The following is a 21,639-nucleotide window of genomic DNA, read 5'->3' on the forward strand; positions in this document are numbered from 1 at the left end:
GTTGTGATCACGAAATGGTCTTTTGTATCGGTGTGCTCAGAATGACCGCCAGAGGGAACCAAAACAGGAACCAAAACTCCTGAGGGTTCCCAATGATGAACATTCCCTGAGACATATAATAAATGAGACAGAATATAAATATAGAAACTTCTGTTTTATGGTTTTCTTTCATGTGCTTAGGTGCTTGAAGCAACCCATAGCCAATAAGCATCGCTAGTAATGCCAAACCGACTATGCCACCTTTTAATAATGAGGCGAGATAAATGGTATGAGTAGTTGTTATATTTTGCCCAATACTATTTACGAAAGTTAAACTCTGATTGTAACCCCAACCCCAGATTGGTTTTTGCTTTGCCATTTCAAGGGCATGTTGCCAAATACCAAATCGGATAAAACTCTGCTGGTACAAGCTTTCCATACGACCGATAAATATATCATAGAACTTTGTCATGAATATCACCGCAATAACTACAGTAATTATTCCTAGACCATATAATATATTCTTCGTTGTATAACGTGGGTTTATTATAAACAGGAGTATAAATACGGAAATAAAGGCAATCAACGGGCCGCGACTTTGTGTGAGCAACAATGAAGTAAGTAAAACCGGCATCAGCAAGTAGAGCCAGTTTTTACCAGTTTCACGGATAAAAATAATTCCGCAGAACATACCTATTGCCATATAGCCGGCCAAATCTATTACATTATCAGGGGCCCAAGGGAAGGCAACACCAAGTCTATTGGTTGTAAGGTGAGTTTTATCAACCATGATTAAAGTAAGAATTGAAAGAAAAGTCATGCCGATAAATACAGCCCCCATAACATATTTTTTATAACCGAACTTATCCAATTGGCGATAAAGACAAATAAAGGTTAATAGATAAAGAGCATGCTTTAATGTCGAGCTTATATTACCCGGGTTATTAGACCATAGATTAGAAAGAGAAAAATATATCAAGAATAAAAATGGAAAAATCAACCCTTTTAAGAAGGCTCGATCATTGATGAACCTTTTTCGAGATTCATGAGAGAAAATCAATGTCCCTATGAAAAGGATAAGTGCAATGTGAAATAGTAGGTTAACTTTTGAAGTGTTGCAAAATATAGAACTTAGAAAAATAAATGCTATAAAAATAAATGCATATGATTTCTCTACGCGAGAGTTATTCTTTAAAAGCATCACGATAGTCCAATTTTGTGAAAATATAGGATGGGATTGCACTGTCTAAAGATAAATTGATGACGTCAATGTTTTTATTACTCAGCGCCTGGCTGGCAAGAGTGAATGCTGGGATAATAATATCATGTAATTTTTCATCGAGAAAAGAGGGTAGCATATTAGCTGTTGTTTCATAAAACCGTGGGCTGGAAAAATTAGTCATATCCAATCCAGCAATATATATTTTCTTAAATCCTAAGAAAGAAAGAATTTGAAGTGCCCAATACACTACTGTTCCAGCATCAAAAACCCCATTCCTAATTTCATAATTAAATGCAATGTTTTTACTTTCAGGTAAGAATGAAATCTGAGGTTGAGAGCAGAATGTTGAGTATATCTCATTGGATGAGATTTGTGGTTTGAAGATCTGAGAACATTTGTCTTCAATAATAGATAATTTGCATTTTATATTTTTCAATGAAAAGTTATCAACTAATTTCACAACGCCATGCATCGTTGTGAAAAGAATTAAATCTTTATTGTCAACGATCTGTTTAAGTAATTCGGTTTTTTTATCAATAAATAACATGTCGACTATGATATAAATACTAAAATTAACAAGCTCATTAAGATGCCAGGCGCCATTGACTCCAACTGCTGTTAAATCTGATAATTTAGAAAAATCTATTTTTTTTATTGATGGGCCAGTTGCAGTTAGTAAAGCATCTCCTTCAAAGCTGTCTTTAAGAGCAGACAAATCCAATAGAGGAATTAGATCTCTTTTATAGGATAATTTTGAAATAGCGCCAAAGTCGTTACGTTGAATTTTGACATAGGGCCATAGATTTTCATTATGCCGCATAGTTCTGGGATGCGTATAACGATAGATTTGCTTTGTAAAAGTACCCATCAGACTCTCATCTTCTTTTATTATTTATTTTTATCATTATTGGTGATGAAACTATAAATGCTAGATAATGCTTCATCACTCAACGCAAACAGTTCTTCTCTCGGCTTATCAAAGTAATATCTTGTTTCGAATACAAAAGAGTTAATGTTAGCCTCTTCACCAATGAGTAAAACGTTACCTAATGGGCGCTGTTCTTTCGCACAGCATGGGCCATAAATAAGAATAACCGGAACCCCCACGGCATCGGCGATGTAAACATTCCCGGAGTCCGAAGCGATATAAAAATCCATCTTACTGATTGCATGTGGCAAATCTTCAAGGGCGATCTGCCCAATGAGACTGATGAGATTTTCTTTATCACCGGTGACTTTGAGCAGGTCATCGAGCCAGACTTGTTCGTTTTTAGAGCCAAAAATGTAGTACTGGCAGGGTAATTTCTGTAATGATTCAAAAAGACGCGCCCAGATTACCGGTGGGATAGTTTTCGCCTTATTACCAGCCGAGATGCTTAACCCGATTTTGATAACATCTGGTTGATCCAAGACTTCAGGCCATGCCGCCGGAATTTTTAGCGGCTTAGTTGCGTGTTTAGGGCTATCACGCCAGCTTAGGTTACGGTCTGCGAGCTTAATGTAGTTGTCGACACTTAACGTATATTTACCATGCTCAACAATACCATTTGCCGTCAGGTAAAATAATGCCTGATACCAGCGGCGTGCATAAGTAGACAAGAACTGTTTATTGGTAGCATTAAAGCATGCGGCAAAGAAAAGATTGGTGCTATTAGGCTGTAACAAGTAAATATTTTCATAACGATTCAGTAACTTGAATGCCAGATGAAATTTACGCCACAAGCTCTTCTTGTGTTCTTCGATAAGGTAAATGGTATCAATGACTTCATCATTCCTGGCCAAAGGAAGAACAGTTTTACAGATAAGGACATCACTGTGCTTTAGATGGGCGAGCAAGGGCGTTACGTTGACGAAATCACCGATTTTTGCAGTTTGAATCACCAGGTTGCGGCCTGTTTTTTTATAAAACAGTTTGCCGATCAACTTGAATGGAAGAAAGAGAATGAAGAGGAATAGATAGCTCATTAATTTTTATTCGTTCGCTAAGTGGCTAATTTTCTGGAGTGCAGCAAATATTTCAACAGGGGTTATGTTAGCCATGCTTTTTCCTTCGCCTCGTATTTCATGCTGATTTTCGCCGTAACCACCAATCAAACCCGGATCGGTAGGACCATATAATGTAATGTTCGGCCGATTAAGTGCAGCAGTCAGGTGACTCAGTCCAGTATCGACTGAAACGACAGCTCTGGCACCTGCAAGCTGTTTGGCTACTTGTTCAAGTGACAAGCGCGGCAACACCTCAACCTTATCAAATCCGTGAGCCAAACGGATTGCTCGTTTGTGCTCGTGCTCTGCACCCCACGGGAGTTTAATACGTAAGCCAGTTTCATGCATTAGTTGAATAAGATTTCGCCAGTGTGATTCCGGCCAGTGCTTTTCATCGCGAGTCGTTGCATGCAGGAAAATGAAATATTCCCCCATATCGGATGAGGCCGTAGCCAGGAAGTGCTGTGCGATAGCGTAATCACCCTGAGCAGCCGGTTTCTGGTAACCCAGGCTTTTGGCGAACAGCTCACGCGTGCGTTCAACCGCATGCTGTTGTTTCGCAATGGTGTGGCGGCGATTGTAGAACAAGCTGGCTAATGGTTCGCGGGCGCTGTTCCAGTCCATGCCGTGTTTTATCCCTCTGGCTTTTCTTGTCACCAGAACGGCACTTTTTATCAATCCTTGGGCATCAATGACGAAGTCATAGTTTTCAGCGCGTAGCGCTTTGTAGAAAGCGGTACGCTCAGCTGTAACGGCGGCTGAAAACCAGCTTTTACGCCAACGTCGAATCGCGACGGGAAGAACTTTATCGACAGCCGGGTGCCAGCCTGGAATTTGTGCAAACCCTTCTTCAACAACCCAGTCGAAACGGATGCCTGGAATGGCATGCATCGCATCTGTAAGGGCCGGCAACGTATGCAGGACATCACCCATTGATGATGTTTTGACGATCAATACCCGCATTACGCTTCTTTCTCCGTCAGTAGCAGAGCGGTTAGCTCATCCATAACGCGCTCGGGCGTAATATCAATCAAGCTTTGATGATAACCTTCTGCGGCATCGCCTTTACGGACTTTGTGATAGCCACTAATCAGGCGGATAACTCGCGCCTTATGCGAAAGCGGCGGAGTAAAGTCTGGGCTGCTCGGGCCGTATAATGCCACAAGCGGACGATTCAGCGCGGCGGCAACATGCATCAGACCTGAATCATTGGATACAACAGCCTGGCAAGTCGCAATTAAAATTACCGCTTGCTCAAGTGCCGTGTCACCGGCCAAATTTCGGCAATGAGCCTGTTGCTGGGTGGTCAACGTGTTAACTATATCGTACCCAGCTTCTTTATCTTTTGCTGAACCAAACAACACAACCTGATAGCCATCATCAATGAGTTTGCCCGCCAGCGTAGCATAGTGATAATGCGGCCAACGTTTAGCAGGACCGAATTCAGCGCCAGGACAAAAGCCAATTATCGGTCGTTGCGTATCGAGACTAAAAGCTTGGCAAGTTTGCATTTTTTCCCCATCGTTAACCTGCAACTGGGGCCACAGCAACGGTTGGGGAAGATCTTTCGCGGACTGCATTTTGCCTTTGTCATAAGCCAATGCGACGTAGCGCTCGACCATTAAGGGCCAGGCTTGTTTGTCCAGAACACGGGCGTCGTTGAGTAACCCGTAGCGCATTTCACCGCGCCAACCCGTGCGTTGAGGGATATTGGCAAAGAAAGGAACAAGTGCTGATTTAAATGAATTTGGCAGCACATATGCCTGATCGTAACGTTTAGCACGCAAGGTGTGTCCAAGGCGGCGACGTTCTCCAATTTCTAAAGCACCATGCCCGAGTGGCATCGACAATGCTTCATTAACTTCCGGCATACGTGACAGTAATGGACGGCACCATGCCGGTGCCATCACATCAATGATTGCCTGGGGATAGCGCGCTTTGAGCGTGCGATAGAGACTTTGCGACATCATCATGTCGCCCACCCATGACGGGCCAATCACCAGTATTTTCATACACATCATCCTTCAAGCTGTCTCTTTGTTGGCTGCTTTCGCTTACCCCAGTCACATAGTTTCCTATGTTCCAGGGGATTCACTCAGTTGCCGCCTCGATACTGCTTGAATGATTTTGTGTATCAGCGTCACGGTTCAGCCAGGCCATATATTCTGTTACGCCTTCGGCAACAGTTTTAAATGGCTTGTCGTAACCTGCGGCTCGCAGATTGGTTAAATCGGCCTGAGTAAATGCCTGATAGCGGCCCTTGAGTTTTTCCGGGAATGGAATGTACTCAATACTGCCTTTTTTATGGAACGCGAGAGCTGCATCAGCAATAGCCTGGAACGATTCTGCACGACCTGTACCGCAGTTATAAATACCGGATACGCCGTTTTGCCAGAACCACAAGTTCACCGCTGCAACATCGCCCACATAGATGAAGTCGCGTTTAAAGCTATCACTACCTTCAAAGAGTTTTGGATTCTCACCGTTGTTCAACTGGGTGTTCAGGTGGAACGCAACGCTTGCCATGCTACCTTTGTGGCTTTCACGCGGCCCATAAACGTTGAAGTAACGGAAACCGGTAATCTGGGAGTTAGCTTCAGGCAAGATTTGACGTACGTATTCGTCGAACAGGAATTTTGAATAACCGTAAACGTTAAGTGGCTGTTCGTATTCCCGAGACTCAATAAAGTCGCTGTTACGGCCGCCATAGGTTGCTGCAGAAGAGGCATACAGGAACGGGATTTCGTGTTCCAGACAGTAATGCAGAACTTCTTTAGAGTACTGATAGTTATTATCCATCATGTACTTACCGTCCCACTCGGTGGTGGAAGAGCATGCACCTTCATGGAAAATTGCTTCAATATCGCCAAACTCTTCGTCAGCCATAATCTGGATCAAGAAGTCTTCTTTATCCATGTAATCAGCAATATTTAAATCTACGAGGTTGGCGAACTTAGTGCCATCCTTCAGGTTGTCTACAACCAGGATATCCGTAATACCGATATCATTCAGTGATTTAATGATGTTGCTGCCGATAAATCCGGCACCACCGGTGACTATGATCATAAGCGTAACCTTAACAAATTAGAGGGCAATGAGGCCCATTACCTCACGCGTTTATGACTCCTATCATACCATTACCCGAATTGTCTTTCCTAATAACCCGATTTTGGAAAGCACCTCGTGATTTATGCTGAAAATTCCAATTTCATTGAAACGTCATCTCGTCTCCTGGTATAGGTTTGGGTAATATGTTCCGAAATTAGCCATGCCTGGAGAATCACAATGCGCGGAGATTTTTATCAACAGCTAACATCTCAACTAGAAGCCGCACGCGCGGAAGGGTTGTTTAAAGAAGAACGTATTATTACTTCAGCTCAACAGGCTGATATCACTGTTGCTGACGGCAGCCATGTTATTAACTTCTGCGCCAATAATTATCTGGGACTCGCTAACCACCCGCAACTGATCGATGCCGCAAAGCAGGGTATGGATAAACATGGCTTTGGGATGGCTTCTGTTCGTTTCATTTGTGGAACACAAGACAGCCATAAAGAGCTGGAAGGAAAACTCGCCGGCTTCCTGGGGATGGAAGATGCGATTCTTTATTCTTCCTGCTTTGACGCCAACGGTGGCTTGTTTGAAACGCTGCTCGGCCCAGAAGATGCGATTATTTCTGATGCGCTGAACCATGCTTCTATTATTGACGGTGTGCGCCTGTGTAAGGCTCAGCGTTATCGTTATGCCAACAACGACATGCAAGAACTTGAAGCACGCCTGAAAGAAGCGCGTGCGGCAGGTGCTCGCCATATCATGATCGCCACAGATGGCGTGTTCTCTATGGATGGTGTTATTGCCAACCTGAATGGGGTTTGCGATTTAGCCGATAAATATGACGCGTTGGTAATGGTTGATGATTCTCATGCGGTCGGTTTTGTGGGTGAGAACGGCCGTGGTACGCATGAGTACTGCGATGTGATAGATCGTGTAGATATCATCACCGGCACGTTGGGCAAAGCACTGGGCGGGGCTTCCGGCGGCTATACCGCAGGTCGTAAAGAAGTGATTGAGTGGCTGCGTCAGCGTTCTCGTCCGTATCTTTTCTCCAACTCATTGGCTCCAGCTATTGTTTCTGCCTCTATTAAAGTGTTGGAAATGCTGGAAACTGGCGCTGAGATGCGCAATCGCTTATGGGCAAATGCAAGCCTGTTTCGCGAGAAAATGACTGCGGCTGGTTTTACTCTGGCAGGTGCCGATCACGCCATCATTCCTGTGATGTTAGGTGAAGCGGTTGTCGCGCAGAATTTTGCTCGTGAGCTGCAAAAAGAAGGCATTTATGTCACCGGATTCTTCTACCCGGTAGTACCCAAAGGTCAGGCACGTATCCGTACTCAGATGTCTGCGGCTCATACCACAGAACAAATTGAACGTGCGGTTGACGCATTTACGCGTATCGGTAAACAGTTGGGCGTTATCGCCTGAGGGAGCGGTCATGAAAGCATTAGCGAAACTGAAAGCAGAAGAAGGCATCTGGATGACGGATGCACCCAAGCCAGAAATGGGTCATAACGATCTGCTGATCAAAATCCGTAAAACCGCGATTTGCGGCACCGATGTGCATATTTATAACTGGGATGAATGGTCACAGAAGACCATTCCCGTTCCAATGGTTGTTGGCCACGAGTATGTCGGTGAAGTAGTTGACATCGGCCAGGAAGTAAAAGGATTTAAAATCGGCGATCGTGTTTCTGGCGAAGGACATATTACCTGTGGTCACTGCCGTAATTGCCGTGCGGGCCGTACTCATCTGTGCCGTAACACGACTGGCGTCGGTGTGAACCGTCCTGGTTGTTTTGCAGAATATTTAGTCCTGCCCGCTTTTAATGCTTTCAAAATACCTGACAACATCTCTGACGATTTGGCTTCTATCTTTGACCCGTTTGGCAACGCTGTTCACACCGCGTTGTCTTTCGATCTGGTCGGTGAAGATGTATTGGTGTCTGGTGCTGGCCCGATTGGCATCATGGCTGCAGCCGTTGCTAAGCATGTGGGTGCGCGTAACGTCGTCATCACTGATGTGAATGAATACCGCCTTGAGTTGGCGCGTAAAATGGGTATTACCCGTGCGGTAAACGTCAGCAATGAAAACCTGAATGACGTGATGAAAGAGTTGGGTATGACCGAAGGCTTTGATGTGGGCCTGGAAATGTCAGGTGCACCACCAGCGTTCCGTACCATGCTCGATACGATGAACCACGGTGGTCGTATTGCGATGCTGGGGATTCCGCCGTCAGATATGTCTATCGATTGGACGAAAGTCATCTTCAAGGGATTGTTCATAAAAGGGATTTATGGACGCGAGATGTTCGAAACCTGGTATAAAATGGCAGCATTGATTCAGTCTGGTCTGGATCTGGCACCGATTATTACTCACCGTTTTGGTATTGATGATTTCCAGAAAGGGTTTGATGCCATGCGTTCCGGGCAGTCTGGTAAAGTGATTCTGAGCTGGGAATAATCACGCCGTGACGATTAAAAAAGGCCGGGGCACCGGCCTTTTTTACATCTTTACTCGCTTGCAGTAAGCTTTTCAGCATCCGTCAGATAGCGTACTTTTCGAGTGTAATCTTGCCCTTTAAACAGCAATTCACAATCCGGCGAGACAAGATACTTTTGCCATTCTGAAAGCGGGAAACCGCCATGTGCACCTATTACTTCTTTTGGAATCACTGCAGGAGTGCCACCAATACGTTTTGACACTGGCCAATTAACCCAGTCACCTAAATTTACAGTCCTGAAATCCAGCAAGTCGAGAAGCGCAGCCAAAGGCAACTGATCTGTAGGTGGCTGCGAATCATCCATTAACTCCCAAGTATCCTGGAACAAGGCTAGCCACAGAGGACATAATCTATGCCAAGTGCTGTGTGTCGCGGCAAGAAAAGCACTGTTAACGTGATCCTGAAGAGTTGGGCGAATTGTTCCCTGATAATAAGCTGGTGCTTTACCTTCAAGAGCATTAGCCAGTTTAGCGATCATTTTTCCCTGACGGAAACTGGAGTACAGCGTATTTTCTTCGACCTCAAGCTTTGGCATTTGCAAAAGATTCAGATCGGAATCAATGATCAACGAGCCCTTGGTTCGGGCATGGAGTGGGGCCTGAATTTTGATTAGACGACTACGGTAAATTTGCTTGAAGCGATAACTGTCATCCCTTTCTGGCACATTCAGAGTGACAACTCGGGTTTTGCGAGGTAAATCGATAAATGCACTAGCGGGTTGATCGGTGACGATGACGATTTCTTCAAGCTGAGGTGCGAAGCGATCGGCAAAAACAGCAGAAAGCGTACCTTCTTCAACATAATCTTCACCGACGCAAGGGATCACAACCGAGGTGACAGGAACGGTATTCGCTCCACGAGTGACTTGTGACAGAGGGATGTTATGTCGCGCCGTAATATGGCGATATTTTGCATTCAGAAATTTAAACATTTTCATTCCGGGTTGGTTTTGCTGCACCAAGTACGGCTTCGACACCAGCAACGTAGTGCTCTATCGCGTAATTATCAATCACGCGCAGGTAGGCTTGCTGAATTAAGGCATCACGTAATACGCTATCTTGCCACACTTGCTCAAGTTGTGAAGCAAGCTTAATGGTATCGCCATATGGGTAGAGTAGGCCAGTGCGGCCTGAGTCGATTAACTCAGCAGTACCCGTCACATTTGAACCGATTACTACCGTTTTGAGCAACATGGATTCGAGGACAACGCGCGGTAATCCTTCACTTTTGGAAGCCAAAATGAAGGCATCAAATGCGGCCAAATAATCCAGCGGGTTATTACGAAAGCCCGTAAAGATGACGCGGTCGGCAAATCCATAATCAGCTGCCTGGCGCTTTAACTTTTCTCGATCCGTACCTTCACCCACCAGGACAAATTTCCATTTTGCTTCGGGATGCTGCAGTTGAAAACGATGCAAAGCTTCGAGTGTGTGATGGCAGGATTTTCTTGGAATCAATGACCCAATACTGCCAAACAAAAATGTGCCGTCTTCAACGTCTAACGACCGGCGTATTGCCATACCGGAAGGGAGTGGTTGGTGAATATCAATGGCATTAGGAACCGTAATACATAGCGATTTCCTCACGCCATGATTGAGTAGCACGCTTTCCACACCATGAGAGACCGCAATAACAGCATCGCCAACACGGTTCACGACTCTGGTAATTGACTGACTCATCACCGGCTCAATACGGCAGTGTTGCACGACTGCAACATCAAGAGGCTCTGCCGCCAGATAACCTTCTAAATTAGATCCTGGCTGGTTATTCATGTACAGAATTTCGTAGCTATCGCGCTGGATTATCTCGCGAATACGATTGGCGTTCGGTTTGATTCGCCATTGCTTATCAATGTATGCCGTTACCTTTTTGCGTCCAGCCTTGCTGAAAAACAAAAATGCTCGTGCCACTTCCTTGCTGATTTTTGCCAAACCCGGTTGTTTGCGCTGTGGGATGAAAATGACAGGGATCTCAATGCTATTCAGCACTTTCTCAATGGTTTCAGCTTCTCCACGCGCATAGTTGTAGTAAAAGCAGCACGTGATTTCAAACCGCTGACGGTCAATACGCTTGAGCAGTTCCAACATGCTGTTGGTACCGCCACCCCACTCTTTACCGTTATCCAGCAAGAGAATTTTACGCCGTTGTTGCGCCATCGTAGACCGGCTCCTGTAGCATTATTCAACGCGGCATTATAAAGGCAGTATTGAGTGATAACTAACGCTTTCGATGGCTCTTTTACGGGTTAAATTAATCATCGAAAAATTCGAATCCGGATTTAGAATTCACAGCTACAATTATTCACCATGATATAATTGATTTTTTCTTATGGCATAACAGCTATGTTTAAAATGTCAGTTTGTTTACTGACTTATAACTCTGCTCGTCTGCTTCCCGAAGTAATGAAACCATTAATATCAATTGCAGATGAAATCATTATTGTGGATTCGGGAAGTCACCATGAGACTGTTAATATTGGTAGATGTTAAAGCTGAGGGGGGTTATTAACCCATCTGTTATTCCTGGTTTTGTATGCCATGATATTTTTTATAATATTCATGAGGTTTTTAGTAAATTAAATAGTTATACGACTCGCCTGGTCATAAATAGGGAAATCAAGCCATCACGACTAAGAGGTGTGATAAGTGCCATCGGCGTATTTTTTAAATGGTATTTGTTCAGTGGTGCGTGGAGGAAAGGGCGAGTGGGTCTTGTCACCGGTTTGTATGCCACGTTTTACCGTTTTCTAAAATACTTTAAGGCCTGGTATTGGGATGGAAAATTAAACAGCACTGCGCACAGAGAAAGTGCTTCCTCTGCGCGCCCACAAAATCAGGACTGAGTGGTCTTCATTGATTTTCCCCAACCTTGCCATTGGTGCTGAATATATTTCACCAGCGTGCTTTGACTGATGCTGTCGCTGAGTACAGTGAAGTAAGTGGTGGCATACACGGGTTCCAGCGGTTTTTTAGGCTTGCACAACTTCACGCCGCTGAAAGGATTTCTGGGTTGTTCAACCGGCTTACCAGGCAGTGCAGGAGGCGTGTTATTTGGCCTTGAGGTATCAACTTGTGGTTCATTTAGCAAGCTACTCGGACGCACCAACGTGATATCTGAAGGCAAGCTGTAGACCATCTGTTGCAGCACGCGCACGGTCGAAGGATGTGGATGGCCGATGGCAATTGCTGAACCATTTCGGCGAGCCAACTCAACTGCGCGATTAAACTGGAAGCGAATATCGGCTTCGTTTTGCGTATCGTCCAGGAACACTTTACGTTTGATAACTTTGACGTTAGTACCAGCCGCAGCCCGCATCGACTGGCTATTTCCTATTGTCATACTGTCGAGAAAATAGAGTTTGTATTGCCCGAGGGACTGCATCACTTTCTGCATGCCGAACAAGCTGGAGGTCATGGCGCTGCCCATGTGGTTATTCAAACCCACGGCGTAGGGCACTTTATTTACCGAATCACGGATAATTCTTTCTATTTCACCACTGCTCATTTCTGGGCGTAGGGTGTCTTTTTCCAACGGTTGTTTACTCAGGGGGGCCATCGGCAAGTGAATAAGCACTTCGTGCCCAGCGTTATGCGCCTTGGTTGCCATTTCGCGTGCGTGCGGTGCATTGGGCAAAACGGCCACAGAAATGTTAGAAGGCAATGCGATAACCTGGTTTTCTTGTGCGGGGCGATAACCGAAGTCATCTATCACAATTGCCAGCTTTCCGGAGTAAACGGGGGTTGTCAGCATGAGTGTGCTGACGAAAGAGAAAAACACACGACGGATTTGAAGCAAAACTTATCTTCCCAACCACGGTTGTGGATTGACGGCCTGGCCCTGGCGACGAATTTCGAAATAAAGTGACGGGCGGCCCTGACCGCCACTGTTACCTACCAGTGCAATAGCCTGGCCGGCACGAACTTGTGTTCCAACATTAACCAGTGCGCTCTGGTTGTAACCGTACAAACTCATATCGCCCTTACCGTGTTCAACGACAACCACGAGGCCATAGCCTTGTAGCCAATCGGCAAGGATCACGCGTCCATCTGCAATTGCTTTAACTTCAGTGCCTTCACCCGCGGCGATAACAATCCCTTTCCAACGTAGCTCACCCTGCAGCTGTTCGCCATAGCGATGCAAGATTGAACCACGTACTGGCCAGAATGCTTGTCCGCGAGGTGACCCAAGACCGCCGGTTCGCGATATCAGTGAACGTTCGCTCTCGGTAGGTTTGTAGGTGCTGCCTTTGCTGGTCGCTTCTTGTTGACGGTTTTTAACCTCTTCGGCTTCACGCGCCTCTTTCTGCGCGCGCGCTCTGGCTGCTGCTTCTGCTCGGGCGAGTTGATCGCGCAGACGCGATTCGTTCTGGCGCATTTCGCCCAGCTTATGCTGATCTTGCTGCAAAGAGGATTCGAGAGTTGAGAGTGTTTTTTTACGCTCGTTGCGCGCACTTTCAAGCTTGGTTTGCTGAGCTTGTTGTTCGTAGAGCAACGTCTGTTGTTCAGTTTGCTTCGATTCCAGGCTCGCTTTTTGCTCCGCTGCCTCTGCTTTAGTTTGCCTTAGCTGTTCAATGGTTTCCTGACGTGCGGCGTTCAGGTAGCCGAAGTAAGCCTGCAAACGTTGTCCGCGTTGGCTTTCTTCGCCGCTTAAAATCAGCTGGATACCAGTATGTTGGCCCTGGCGGAATGACGCATCGAGTTGAGCGGCCAGATTGCGTTCCTGCGATGCCTGCTGTTTTTGCAGTTTCGCGAGGGAAGCATTCATGGTGACAATTTGGCGGTTAAGATCGGCAAGCGTATTTTGTGTGTCGCGCAGTTTGCGGCTGGCTTCAGCAATTGCTTTTTCTTGTGCCTGGAGTTGAGTCAGTAATGCTGAACGCTGTTGCTGTTGCTGGCGTACCGCGCGTTCTTTAGTCGCAATATCCTGTTGGATAGATTTCAACTCGGCGCGGTCGTCGGCATGACTGGTAAAAGGACATAACAATACGCCAGCGCTTAGAACGCTGGCGTAAATCATAGGCCTGACTGAAAACACTGTCGATTTCACGGCCCATGTTATTGAAAAAATCGCCTTTCCCCTCATGGGGAGGGATTATTCCACGATGAACAGCGGCTTGCCAGTCATCTCTTGCGGGATTTCCATACCCATCAGGTTCAACATAGTGGGAGCGATATCAGAAAGCTTGCCGCCTTCTACCGCTTTCACAGTACGGGAACCAATGTAAATCAACGGAACTGGCAGGCTAGTATGCGCGGTATGAGCCTGGCCCGTTGCAGGGTCAGCCATCTGCTCGGCGTTGCCGTGGTCAGCGGTAATGAGCAACTGCCCACCCACGCTTTCAACTGCAGAAACAACCTGAGCAACACAGTTATCCAGTGCTTCGATTGCCGCCACAGCCGCTTCAAAAACACCGGTATGCCCAACCATGTCACCATTTGGATAGTTACAAATAATGGTGTCATATTTGCCGCTGCTGATTGCTGCCAGCAGCTTTTCGGTCAGTTCAACAGAACTCATTTCTGGTTGCAGATCGTAGGTGGCAACTTTCGGAGAGTTGATCAGAATACGGTCTTCGCCAGCAAACGGCTCTTCAACGCCACCATTGTAGAAGAAGGTTACATGCGCATATTTTTCAGTTTCGGAGATACGCAACTGAGTTTTATCGTGCTTCGCCATCCACTCACCAAAGGTATTGGTCAGTGATGCTGGTGGGTAAGCACATGCAGCTTTGATGTCTGCTGCATATTCGGTCAGCATCACGAAGTCGCCGAAGTTAACCACTTTCTTACGTGCAAAACCGTCGAAGTCAGCGTTAACAAAGGTGCGGGTGATTTGACGTGCACGGTCTGCGCGGAAGTTCATGAAAATCAGCGCATCGCCATCGTTCATGGCGGCTTCAGCTTCGCCTTCAGCACGAATCACCGTTGGTTTAACGAATTCGTCATTTTCATTACGGGCGTATGCGTCTTCCAGACCCGCAATTGCACTTTCTGCCTGGAATTCGCCTTTTGCTTGAGTCAGCAGGTCATAAGCCAGTTCAACGCGGTCCCAACGGTTATCGCGATCCATTGCGTAGTAACGGCCAATCAGCGAGGCAACACGACCCTTGCCGAGGGAGGCAAATTTATCAGCAAATTTCTTCAGTGAGGATTCTGCACTGCGTGGTGGGGTATCGCGACCATCAAGGAAAGCGTGCAGGTAGATGGCTTCAGCGCCGCGCTCAGCTGCCAGCTCAATCATTGCCAGAATGTGTTCTTCGTGGCTGTGAACGCCGCCAGCGGATGCCAGACCCATGATATGCACGGCTTTACCTGCGGCAACAGCTTTGTCTACTGCGGCAGTAAGCGTTGGATTGGCGAAGAAAGTACGTTCTTTAATTTCAACGTCCAGACGAGTCAGATCCTGGTAAACAATGCGGCCAGCGCCAAGGTTTACATGACCGACTTCGGAGTTACCCATTTGGCCGTCTGGCAGACCGACTTCCATACCAGATGCGTTGATCAAGGTGTGTGGACGCTGAGCCCACAGGTTATCCATAACCGGGGTTTTAGCATTCAGAATAGCGTTATCCTGCTGCTCTTCACGGTGACCATAACCATCCAGAATCACCAGAACCATAGGTTTTTTAGTAACTGACATTGCGACAACCTCTAAGCCAAAGACAAAATTTGCGTAATTTTACTACAGACTACGGGGTAAATAGCCGCAGAAGATCAAAAAAAAGGGTTGGATTGTGATCGGTTTTACGTCGTTAACGTAATTTTTTTCGTAACAGTCCGCAGAATCTACATAACCTAACGCAGACTGGCTGTATTTGGCACAACGCAAATGTATACTCCTCACTTGGTTTTTTCATATTACTTAGTCGGGAGCTACACCCCCCCATGCAAGAAATTACGCAATTCATTGGTCGTCATCCCATACTTATTTTGGCGTGGGTTGGCTTGTTGGCCGCGGTACTTTTCATGACCTTTAAAGGTTTAACCTCTAAGGTTAAGGTCATCACCCGTGGTGAAGCGACACTCCTCATCAACAAAGAAGATGCCGTTGTAGTCGACGTGCGTTCACGTGATGATTACCGCAAAGGTCATATCGCTAACTCATTGAGTGTCCTGCCAGCTGATATTAAAAGTGGCAACTTCGGTGAGTTGGAAAAACATAAAGCACAGCCTGTGATCGTGGTTTGTGGCAATGGTGTTAGTTCGCAAGATTCAGCCGCATTGCTGACAAAAGCCGGTTTCGAGAAAGTGACCTTGCTTAAAGAAGGGATTGCTGGCTGGAGCGGGGAAAACCTGCCATTAGTTCGCGGTAAATAAATCGAGGCGCATATTGGAGAAGACCATGGCGAATATTGAAATCTACACTAAAGCAACCTGTCCATTTTGCCATCGTGCAAAAGACCTGCTGCAAAGCAAAGGGGTCACGTTTCAGGAGTTAGCGATTGACGGTGATGCCGTAAAGCGCGAAGAGATGATTAAACGCAGTGGACGAACCACAGTGCCGCAGATTTTTATTGACGCACAGCACATTGGCGGTTGCGATGACTTGTATGCACTCGATGCTCGTGGTGGACTCGATCCCCTACTACGCTAGTGCACTCCTTTGTCGCTTACTGCCGTTTAAGGACGTATTAATTTTTTAAGGGTTTACAATGTCAGAACAAAACAACACAGAAATGGCTTTCCAGATTCAGCGTGTCTACACCAAAGACATTTCTTTTGAAGCACCAAATGCGCCGCACGTATTCCAGAAAGACTGGCAGCCAGAAGTGAAGCTGGATCTTGATACCGCTTCCAGCCAACTGGCAGACGACGTCTATGAAGTTGTGTTGCGTGTTACTGTTACCGCAACACTGGGCGAAGACACTGCATTCCTGTGTGAAGTTCAGCAGGCAGGTATCTTCTCCATCGGTGGGATCGAAGGTCCGCAGATGGCACATTGCCTGGGTGCGTACTGCCCGAACATTCTGTTCCCTTATGCACGTGAAGCAATCACTAGCCTGGTTTCTCGTGGTACCTTCCCGCAGCTGAACCTTGCACCGGTTAACTTCGATGCGCTGTTCATGAGTTATCTGGAGCAGCAAAACGGCGAAGGTGCTGAAAACCATCAGGATGCCTGATGAATAGCCTTAATGCCTCAATGACTGTGATCGGTGCCGGTTCTTACGGCACCGCTCTTGCCATCACACTAGCGCGTAATGGTCACCACGTTGTTCTGTGGGGCCATGACCCTAAACACCTTGCGACATTGCAGGCCGATCGCTGTAATGCGGCGTTTCTTCCTGATGTCCCTTTTCCTGACACTCTCCATCTTGAAAGCGATTTAGCGAAAGCACTGTCTGCCAGCCGCAATATTCTGGTCGTAGTGCCGAGTCATGTTTTCGGGGAAGTGCTGCGTCAAATCAAACCGTTAATGCGTAAAGACGCACGTATCGTCTGGGCGACTAAAGGTTTGGAAGCAGAAACCGGGCGTCTGTTGCAAGACGTTGCGCGTGAAGCTCTCGGTGATGAAATCCCATTAGCGGTGATTTCCGGCCCGACGTTTGCCAAAGAGCTGGCTGCAGGATTACCGACAGCAATCGCCCTGGCGGCAACGGATGAAACCTTTGCTCAGGACCTCCAGCAATTGCTGCACTGCGGCAAAAGCTTCCGGGTTTATAGCAACCCTGATTTTATCGGCGTGCAGCTCGGCGGCGCGGTGAAAAACGTGATTGCGATTGGCGCCGGAATGTCTGACGGTATTGGCTTCGGTGCGAATGCTCGTACGGCGTTGATTACTCGCGGCCTTGCGGAAATGACACGTTTGGGGACTGCACTGGGTGCTGACCCGGAAACCTTCATGGGAATGGCAGGCTTAGGCGATCTGGTCTTGACGTGTACCGACAACCAATCACGTAACCGTCGCTTCGGCATGGCGCTGGGGCAGGGTGCGGACGTTGATTCGGCGCAGCAGAAAATCGGCCAGGTGGTTGAAGGTTACCGCAATACCAAAGAAGTGCGGGAGTTGGCGGCGCGTTTTGGCGTCGAAATGCCAATAACCGAGGAAATTTATCAGGTATTGTATTGCGGAAAAAACGCTCGCGAGGCAGCATTAACGTTGCTTGGTCGTACACGCAAGGATGAACGGAGCGGCAACTAATACCCATCATACTTCAAGCAGCATCTTTGTTGGCTGTGTGAACTCACCCGATCACTTACTTATGTAAGCTCATCGGGATGGGTTCTCTTATCGCCGCGATGCAACGCGAATTATTTTGGGTATTGCGACTATGGATGGAACAACACAACCGCAATAACTGAAGCGTTCCGGTACTTTGTGCCGGGCGCTGTTTTTCTGTCTGGAGAGAGCAATGTCGTCTGAAGAACTGGATCTGGTGTGGAACAATATTAAAGCCGAAGCACGGGCGCTTGCCGATTGTGAACCGATGTTGGCCAGTTTTTACCACGCAACTCTCCTCAAGCACGAAAATCTCGGTAGTGCGTTGAGCTATATGCTCGCCAATAAGTTAGCTTCCTCGATTATGCCTGCTATAGCTATTCGTGAAGTTGTCGAAGAAGCTTATGCGGCAGAACCGCAAATGATTGCCTCAGCTGCTTGTGACATTCAGGCTGTGCGCACTCGTGACCCTGCAGTGGATAAATATTCCACTCCGCTGTTATACCTGAAAGGCTTTCATGCTTTGCAGTCCTATCGTATCGGTCATTGGCTGTGGAAAGAAGGACGCCGGGCGTTAGCTATTTTCCTGCAAAACCAGGTTTCAGTATCATTCCAGGTGGATATCCATCCGGCGGCCAAAATTGGCCATGGGATCATGCTCGATCACGCGACCGGCATTGTGATCGGTGAAACGGCTATTGTCGAAAACGATGTGTCAATTTTGCAGTCTGTAACGTTGGGCGGTACAGGTAAAACCAGTGGCGATCGCCATCCAAAAATTCGTGAAGGCGTGATGATTGGTGCCGGGGCGAAAATCCTCGGTAACATTGAAATAGGGCGCGGGGCGAAAATTGGCGCAGGTTCTGTGGTGTTACAACCCGTGCCCCCTCATACCACGGCGGCCGGCGTTCCTGCGCGAATTGTTGGCAAGCCTGAAAGTGATATGCCTGCCATCGATATGGATCAGCACTTTAACGGAGCCAACAATGGCTTCGAGTACGGTGACGGAATCTAACTTCTCAGAACGGCGCCGGGGTAACCAAGCTGGCGCCAGGCTTCATATACCACCACCGATACGGCGTTTGATAAATTCATGCTGCGACTGTCTGGCATCATCGGTATGCGGATTTTTTGCTCTGCAGGTAAAGCATCAAGAATCGTGACAGGCAGGCCTCGCGTTTCCGGACCAAACACCAAATAATCCCCATCATTGTAACTCACCGCGCTGTGGGCCGGCGTTCCTTTAGTGGTTAACGCAAACAGACGCTGTGGGTTTTCAGCTTCAAGAAACGCATTGTAATTCTGATGGCGATTGACGGCCGCGAACTCGTGATAATCCAGCCCCGCGCGGCGCAGTCGCTTATCGTCCCAGCCAAAGCCTGTTGGTTCAATAATGTGTAACCGGAAGCCAGTATTGGCACACAAGCGAATGATGTTCCCGGTATTCGGTGGGATTTCAGGTTCAAACAAAACGATATTTAGCATACTGCCCCCATAAGACTTGGGGCGCAGAATATCAATTTATCACCAGAAGGAAAACAGGCCCCGGAGAGCCTGTTCTTTAACGAGGCTATATTAGCGATGGTAGAGAGGTAGCCAAAGCACTAACCGCAATCCACCCAACGGGCTGTCGTCGGCTTTCACCCAACCACGATGTTGCTGAACAGCCGTTTCTACAATCGCTAACCCCAGCCCAGTGCCGCCAGATTCGCGGTCGCGCGCTTCATCTGTTCGATAGAAAGGACGGAATATTTGCTCACGATCATCCGGGCTGACGCCTGGGCCATCATCATCGACGGTGATAGTAATACCTTGATTATCAACGGAGAAATTGACGGCAATTTTCGTGTGTGAATAGCGTAATGCGTTGCGGACAATATTTTCCAGTGCACTTTCCAGTGAATTGGGATTACCGTACATCAACCATGGACCTGGTGGGTAAGTGACTTCCAGCGATTTACCCATCTGCTCTGCTTCAAAGGCTGCGTTGTCCAGCACTTCGGACCAGATTTGGTTGGCTTTCATGGTTTCGCTCGCCAGCGCATTTTTTTGCTGATTGCGAGACATGACCAGCAGGTCGTTGATCATCCCATCCAGACGCTGAGCTTCCGTTTCTATACGTTCCAACTCCTTGCTTTCACCCGTTTTGCGTCGCAATAAAGCTGTGCCTAACTGCAAGCGGGTCAGTGGGGTGCGCAATTCGTGAGAGATGTCGGACAGCAACCTTTGTTGAGTTGTCATCATCCTTTCCAGAGCGGTAATCATCTGGTTAAAACTGGCACCGGCGGCCAGAAACTCCTGGGGTCCGGATTCGAGTTCAGGATGTTGACGTAAATTACCCTGAGCCACCTCATCAGCGGCATTTTTCAACTTACGTGCAGGTTTTGCCAGACTCCACGCCAGCCACAACAGCAGCGGCGAACTGACCAGCATCGTGACGATGAGCAGTAATAAAGGTCTATCAAACAGCAGGTTAATAAAATCAGATTGGGAATTGCTTGCAGGGCGGATTAGGTAAAGTTGGTAGTTATCTTCACCATCACGTACCGAAAATGGCCCTACTAATTCAAGGCGTCCATACTTTTTCTTTTGCGGATGATCGGCGTTATCAGATTGGCCGATAAAGTTTCGAATAATCTGCATTTCATTGCGCTGGGCGCCAATAACTCGCCCTTCGCTGGTCACGAGTAACAAACGCTGTCCCGGCGGTGCCCATTTATCAATGGCCCGGAACAAGCGACGCCACCACATCAGGTCGTTCGGTGGGTCGTTTTCAAGTTCCGCTTCAACATGCTGTTCAATCATGATGCCTTGCCGTTGCTCATTCTCCATCAGTTCGGTCATTTGACGCGAATCCAGTTTCGGCAGCATCAGCACTAGCATCAGCACTAACGCCAGCGTCAACCAGAAGATGGCAAAAATACGCGCGGTAAGGCTACTTATCATGAAGCTGACACCATCAGGTAGCCGCGGCCACGTAATGTTTTAAACCACGGATGCCCATCTTTGCGATCCGGTAACTTACGACGCAGATTGGAAATATGCATGTCGATAGCACGGTCGAAAGGTGTCAGACGTTTCCCAAGCACTTCCTGGCTTAAGTGTTCGCGTGAAACCACCTGGCCCAGATGCTGCGCCAGCAAATAGAGCAGGGTAAATTCGGTACCGGTCAAATCAAGCGCTTGCCCATCAAAGTTCGCTTCCTGGCGACCAGGATTCAGGCTTAAACCGTCAACTTCGACCGTCGGAGAACCGCTGTCATTGTTTTGCTGCTGCTCACTCCAGTGTGAACGACGCAAAATAGCGCGTATACGAGCCACCAGTTCACGATCGTTGAAAGGTTTAGGCAGGTAGTCATCGGCACCCAGTTCAAGGCCGAGAACGCGATCTAGCTCGCTGCCTCGAGCTGTAAGCATAATGACAGGGGTCTGGTGTGACTGGCGTAACTCTTTAAGCGTATCAATGCCGTTTTTCTTCGGCATCATCACGTCGAGCAATAAAAGGTCAATGGTGTCGTCAATAAGTTCCAACGCTTGTTCGCCGTCGTGGGCAACAATTACGTTAAAACCTTCCATGTCGAGCAGTTCCTTTAACAGAGAAGTAAGCTCTCGGTCATCATCAACTAGCAGAATTTTATTCATTGTTAAATTACCTCCGAGGCAGAAATTACGTCATCAAGGCGCGCTAATCTATGACTTTACGTTGTTTTACACCCCCTGACGCTAGTTTGCAGCGGGA

General features: G+C 47.3%; 21 protein-coding genes and 1 pseudogene. 8 read left to right on the top strand and 14 right to left on the bottom strand.

Annotated features, from left to right (window positions below; translation table 11 throughout):
- Positions 1-7 precede the first annotated feature (7 nt).
- The 6 genes from VJY99_RS10635 to rfaD form a co-directional block, all read right to left on the bottom strand.
- Positions 8-1,180 carry an O-antigen ligase family protein gene (locus VJY99_RS10635; RefSeq protein ID WP_324118239.1) on the bottom strand — a complete coding sequence of 391 codons (1,173 nt, stop codon included), beginning with the start codon at positions 1,178-1,180 and terminating at the stop codon, positions 8-10.
- Positions 1,164-2,069 carry a sugar glycosyltransferase gene (locus VJY99_RS10640; RefSeq protein ID WP_324118241.1) on the bottom strand — a complete coding sequence of 302 codons (906 nt, stop codon included), beginning with the start codon at positions 2,067-2,069 and terminating at the stop codon, positions 1,164-1,166. The genes VJY99_RS10635 and VJY99_RS10640 overlap by 17 nt, the downstream gene beginning before the upstream one ends.
- Positions 2,070-2,089: 20 nt before the next feature.
- Positions 2,090-3,166 carry a glycosyltransferase family 9 protein gene (locus VJY99_RS10645; RefSeq protein WP_324118243.1) on the bottom strand — a complete coding sequence of 359 codons (1,077 nt, stop codon included), beginning with the start codon at positions 3,164-3,166 and terminating at the stop codon, positions 2,090-2,092.
- 6 nt (positions 3,167-3,172) lie between these two features.
- The gene (gene rfaC, locus VJY99_RS10650; protein ID WP_324118245.1) at positions 3,173-4,150 is read right to left on the bottom strand and encodes a lipopolysaccharide heptosyltransferase RfaC; all 978 of its coding nucleotides are present in this window, start codon (positions 4,148-4,150) and stop codon (positions 3,173-3,175) included.
- Positions 4,150-5,199 (bottom strand): ADP-heptose--LPS heptosyltransferase RfaF, encoded by a 1,050-nt coding sequence (rfaF, locus tag VJY99_RS10655; RefSeq protein WP_324118247.1) that lies wholly within the window; start codon positions 5,197-5,199, stop codon positions 4,150-4,152. Before rfaF ends, rfaC begins: the two co-directional genes overlap by 1 nt.
- A gap of 79 nt (positions 5,200-5,278) precedes the next feature.
- On the bottom strand, positions 5,279-6,253 hold the full coding sequence (rfaD, locus tag VJY99_RS10660; protein WP_324118249.1) for an ADP-glyceromanno-heptose 6-epimerase: 975 nt from the start codon (positions 6,251-6,253) through the stop codon (positions 5,279-5,281).
- Positions 6,254-6,472: 219 nt separating this feature from the next.
- On the opposite strand from rfaD, the gene kbl reads away from it, so the two are divergent.
- Both kbl and tdh read left to right on the top strand, forming a co-directional pair.
- Positions 6,473-7,669, top strand: coding sequence for a glycine C-acetyltransferase (gene kbl, locus VJY99_RS10665; protein WP_324118251.1), 1,197 nt, complete (start codon positions 6,473-6,475; stop codon positions 7,667-7,669).
- Between the two features lie 10 nt (positions 7,670-7,679).
- Positions 7,680-8,705, top strand: coding sequence for an L-threonine 3-dehydrogenase (gene tdh / locus VJY99_RS10670; RefSeq protein WP_324118253.1), 1,026 nt, complete (start codon positions 7,680-7,682; stop codon positions 8,703-8,705).
- 50 nt (positions 8,706-8,755) lie between these two features.
- Here the strand turns inward: tdh and VJY99_RS10675 are convergent, their stop codons facing one another.
- Together VJY99_RS10675 and VJY99_RS10680 are read right to left on the bottom strand one after the other, a co-directional pair.
- Entirely contained in the window at positions 8,756-9,676 is a 921-nt protein-coding gene (locus VJY99_RS10675) for a hypothetical protein (RefSeq protein ID WP_324118255.1), read from the bottom strand.
- Positions 9,669-10,901 (bottom strand): glycosyltransferase, encoded by a 1,233-nt coding sequence (locus tag VJY99_RS10680; RefSeq protein ID WP_324118257.1) that lies wholly within the window; start codon positions 10,899-10,901, stop codon positions 9,669-9,671. Before VJY99_RS10680 ends, VJY99_RS10675 begins: the two co-directional genes overlap by 8 nt.
- A 362-nt stretch (positions 10,902-11,263) precedes the next feature.
- Here VJY99_RS10680 and VJY99_RS10685 point away from each other — a divergent pair.
- A pseudogene (locus VJY99_RS10685) lies at positions 11,264-11,587 on the top strand (glycosyltransferase family 2 protein); the annotation flags it as partial.
- Here VJY99_RS10685 and VJY99_RS10690 read toward each other — a convergent pair.
- The 3 genes from VJY99_RS10690 to gpmM are packed head-to-tail and all read right to left on the bottom strand — an operon-like array spanning position 11,578 to position 15,384.
- The gene (locus tag VJY99_RS10690; RefSeq protein WP_324118259.1) at positions 11,578-12,495 is read right to left on the bottom strand and encodes a divergent polysaccharide deacetylase family protein; all 918 of its coding nucleotides are present in this window, start codon (positions 12,493-12,495) and stop codon (positions 11,578-11,580) included. The pseudogene VJY99_RS10685 and the gene VJY99_RS10690 overlap by 10 nt on opposite strands.
- 48 nt (positions 12,496-12,543) lie before the next feature.
- A complete protein-coding gene (envC, locus tag VJY99_RS10695; protein ID WP_324118261.1) occupies positions 12,544-13,827 on the bottom strand; it encodes a murein hydrolase activator EnvC in 1,284 nt (427 codons plus the stop codon).
- Between the two features lie 9 nt (positions 13,828-13,836).
- The gene (gpmM, locus tag VJY99_RS10700; protein WP_324118263.1) at positions 13,837-15,384 is read right to left on the bottom strand and encodes a 2,3-bisphosphoglycerate-independent phosphoglycerate mutase; all 1,548 of its coding nucleotides are present in this window, start codon (positions 15,382-15,384) and stop codon (positions 13,837-13,839) included.
- A gap of 245 nt (positions 15,385-15,629) precedes the next feature.
- Here gpmM and VJY99_RS10705 point away from each other — a divergent pair, with 245 nt between their 5' ends.
- The 5 genes from VJY99_RS10705 to cysE all read left to right on the top strand — a co-directional run bounded on the left by VJY99_RS10705 (position 15,630) and on the right by cysE (position 18,916).
- A complete protein-coding gene (locus tag VJY99_RS10705) occupies positions 15,630-16,061 on the top strand; it encodes a rhodanese-like domain-containing protein (protein WP_324118265.1) in 432 nt (143 codons plus the stop codon).
- 25 nt (positions 16,062-16,086) lie between these two features.
- Positions 16,087-16,338: a glutaredoxin 3 gene (grxC, locus tag VJY99_RS10710; protein ID WP_124022207.1), complete on the top strand. Its 252-nt coding sequence runs from the start codon at positions 16,087-16,089 to the stop codon at positions 16,336-16,338.
- 58 nt (positions 16,339-16,396) lie between these two features.
- Positions 16,397-16,864, top strand: a complete 468-nt coding sequence (secB, locus tag VJY99_RS10715; protein WP_324118269.1) for a protein-export chaperone SecB — start codon at positions 16,397-16,399, stop codon at positions 16,862-16,864.
- Entirely contained in the window at positions 16,864-17,883 is a 1,020-nt protein-coding gene (gpsA, locus tag VJY99_RS10720) for an NAD(P)H-dependent glycerol-3-phosphate dehydrogenase (protein ID WP_324118271.1), read from the top strand. The genes secB and gpsA overlap by 1 nt, the downstream gene beginning before the upstream one ends.
- A 211-nt stretch (positions 17,884-18,094) precedes the next feature.
- The gene (gene cysE / locus VJY99_RS10725; protein ID WP_324118273.1) at positions 18,095-18,916 is read left to right on the top strand and encodes a serine O-acetyltransferase; all 822 of its coding nucleotides are present in this window, start codon (positions 18,095-18,097) and stop codon (positions 18,914-18,916) included.
- Here cysE and trmL read toward each other — a convergent pair.
- The 3 genes from trmL to cpxR all read right to left on the bottom strand — a co-directional run bounded on the left by trmL (position 18,913) and on the right by cpxR (position 21,542).
- Complete coding sequence (gene trmL / locus VJY99_RS10730; protein ID WP_324118275.1) at positions 18,913-19,386, bottom strand: tRNA (uridine(34)/cytosine(34)/5-carboxymethylaminomethyluridine(34)-2'-O)-methyltransferase TrmL; 474 nt, start codon at positions 19,384-19,386, stop codon at positions 18,913-18,915. The genes cysE and trmL overlap by 4 nt on opposite strands.
- Before the next feature lie 90 nt (positions 19,387-19,476).
- Positions 19,477-20,847: an envelope stress sensor histidine kinase CpxA gene (gene cpxA, locus VJY99_RS10735; protein WP_324118276.1), complete on the bottom strand. Its 1,371-nt coding sequence runs from the start codon at positions 20,845-20,847 to the stop codon at positions 19,477-19,479.
- Entirely contained in the window at positions 20,844-21,542 is a 699-nt protein-coding gene (cpxR, locus tag VJY99_RS10740; protein WP_324118278.1) for an envelope stress response regulator transcription factor CpxR, read from the bottom strand. Before cpxR ends, cpxA begins: the two co-directional genes overlap by 4 nt.
- Positions 21,543-21,639: the final 97 nt, after the last annotated feature.

The sequence above is a fragment of the Buttiauxella sp. genome, assembly GCF_035271705.1.
Classification (GTDB): domain Bacteria; phylum Pseudomonadota; class Gammaproteobacteria; order Enterobacterales; family Enterobacteriaceae; genus Buttiauxella.

What these genes read in the sequence shown, in the direction of transcription:
- VJY99_RS10635 (WP_324118239.1), bottom strand. Translation starts at nt 1,180, where the DNA reads ATGCTTTTAAAGAATAACTCTCGCGTAGAGAAATCATATGCATTTATT.
- VJY99_RS10640 (WP_324118241.1), bottom strand. Translation starts at nt 2,069, where the DNA reads ATGGGTACTTTTACAAAGCAAATCTATCGTTATACGCATCCCAGAACT.
- VJY99_RS10645 (WP_324118243.1), bottom strand. Translation starts at nt 3,166, where the DNA reads ATGAGCTATCTATTCCTCTTCATTCTCTTTCTTCCATTCAAGTTGATC.
- rfaC (WP_324118245.1), bottom strand. Translation starts at nt 4,150, where the DNA reads ATGCGGGTATTGATCGTCAAAACATCATCAATGGGTGATGTCCTGCAT.
- rfaF (WP_324118247.1), bottom strand. Translation starts at nt 5,199, where the DNA reads ATGAAAATACTGGTGATTGGCCCGTCATGGGTGGGCGACATGATGATG.
- rfaD (WP_324118249.1), bottom strand. Translation starts at nt 6,253, where the DNA reads ATGATCATAGTCACCGGTGGTGCCGGATTTATCGGCAGCAACATCATT.
- kbl (WP_324118251.1), top strand. Translation starts at nt 6,473, where the DNA reads ATGCGCGGAGATTTTTATCAACAGCTAACATCTCAACTAGAAGCCGCA.
- tdh (WP_324118253.1), top strand. Translation starts at nt 7,680, where the DNA reads ATGAAAGCATTAGCGAAACTGAAAGCAGAAGAAGGCATCTGGATGACG.
- VJY99_RS10675 (WP_324118255.1), bottom strand. Translation starts at nt 9,676, where the DNA reads ATGTTTAAATTTCTGAATGCAAAATATCGCCATATTACGGCGCGACAT.
- VJY99_RS10680 (WP_324118257.1), bottom strand. Translation starts at nt 10,901, where the DNA reads ATGGCGCAACAACGGCGTAAAATTCTCTTGCTGGATAACGGTAAAGAG.
- VJY99_RS10690 (WP_324118259.1), bottom strand. Translation starts at nt 12,495, where the DNA reads ATGCTGACAACCCCCGTTTACTCCGGAAAGCTGGCAATTGTGATAGAT.
- envC (WP_324118261.1), bottom strand. Translation starts at nt 13,827, where the DNA reads ATGAGGGGAAAGGCGATTTTTTCAATAACATGGGCCGTGAAATCGACA.
- gpmM (WP_324118263.1), bottom strand. Translation starts at nt 15,384, where the DNA reads ATGTCAGTTACTAAAAAACCTATGGTTCTGGTGATTCTGGATGGTTAT.
- VJY99_RS10705 (WP_324118265.1), top strand. Translation starts at nt 15,630, where the DNA reads ATGCAAGAAATTACGCAATTCATTGGTCGTCATCCCATACTTATTTTG.
- grxC (WP_124022207.1), top strand. Translation starts at nt 16,087, where the DNA reads ATGGCGAATATTGAAATCTACACTAAAGCAACCTGTCCATTTTGCCAT.
- secB (WP_324118269.1), top strand. Translation starts at nt 16,397, where the DNA reads ATGTCAGAACAAAACAACACAGAAATGGCTTTCCAGATTCAGCGTGTC.
- gpsA (WP_324118271.1), top strand. Translation starts at nt 16,864, where the DNA reads ATGAATAGCCTTAATGCCTCAATGACTGTGATCGGTGCCGGTTCTTAC.
- cysE (WP_324118273.1), top strand. Translation starts at nt 18,095, where the DNA reads ATGTCGTCTGAAGAACTGGATCTGGTGTGGAACAATATTAAAGCCGAA.
- trmL (WP_324118275.1), bottom strand. Translation starts at nt 19,386, where the DNA reads ATGCTAAATATCGTTTTGTTTGAACCTGAAATCCCACCGAATACCGGG.
- cpxA (WP_324118276.1), bottom strand. Translation starts at nt 20,847, where the DNA reads ATGATAAGTAGCCTTACCGCGCGTATTTTTGCCATCTTCTGGTTGACG.
- cpxR (WP_324118278.1), bottom strand. Translation starts at nt 21,542, where the DNA reads ATGAATAAAATTCTGCTAGTTGATGATGACCGAGAGCTTACTTCTCTG.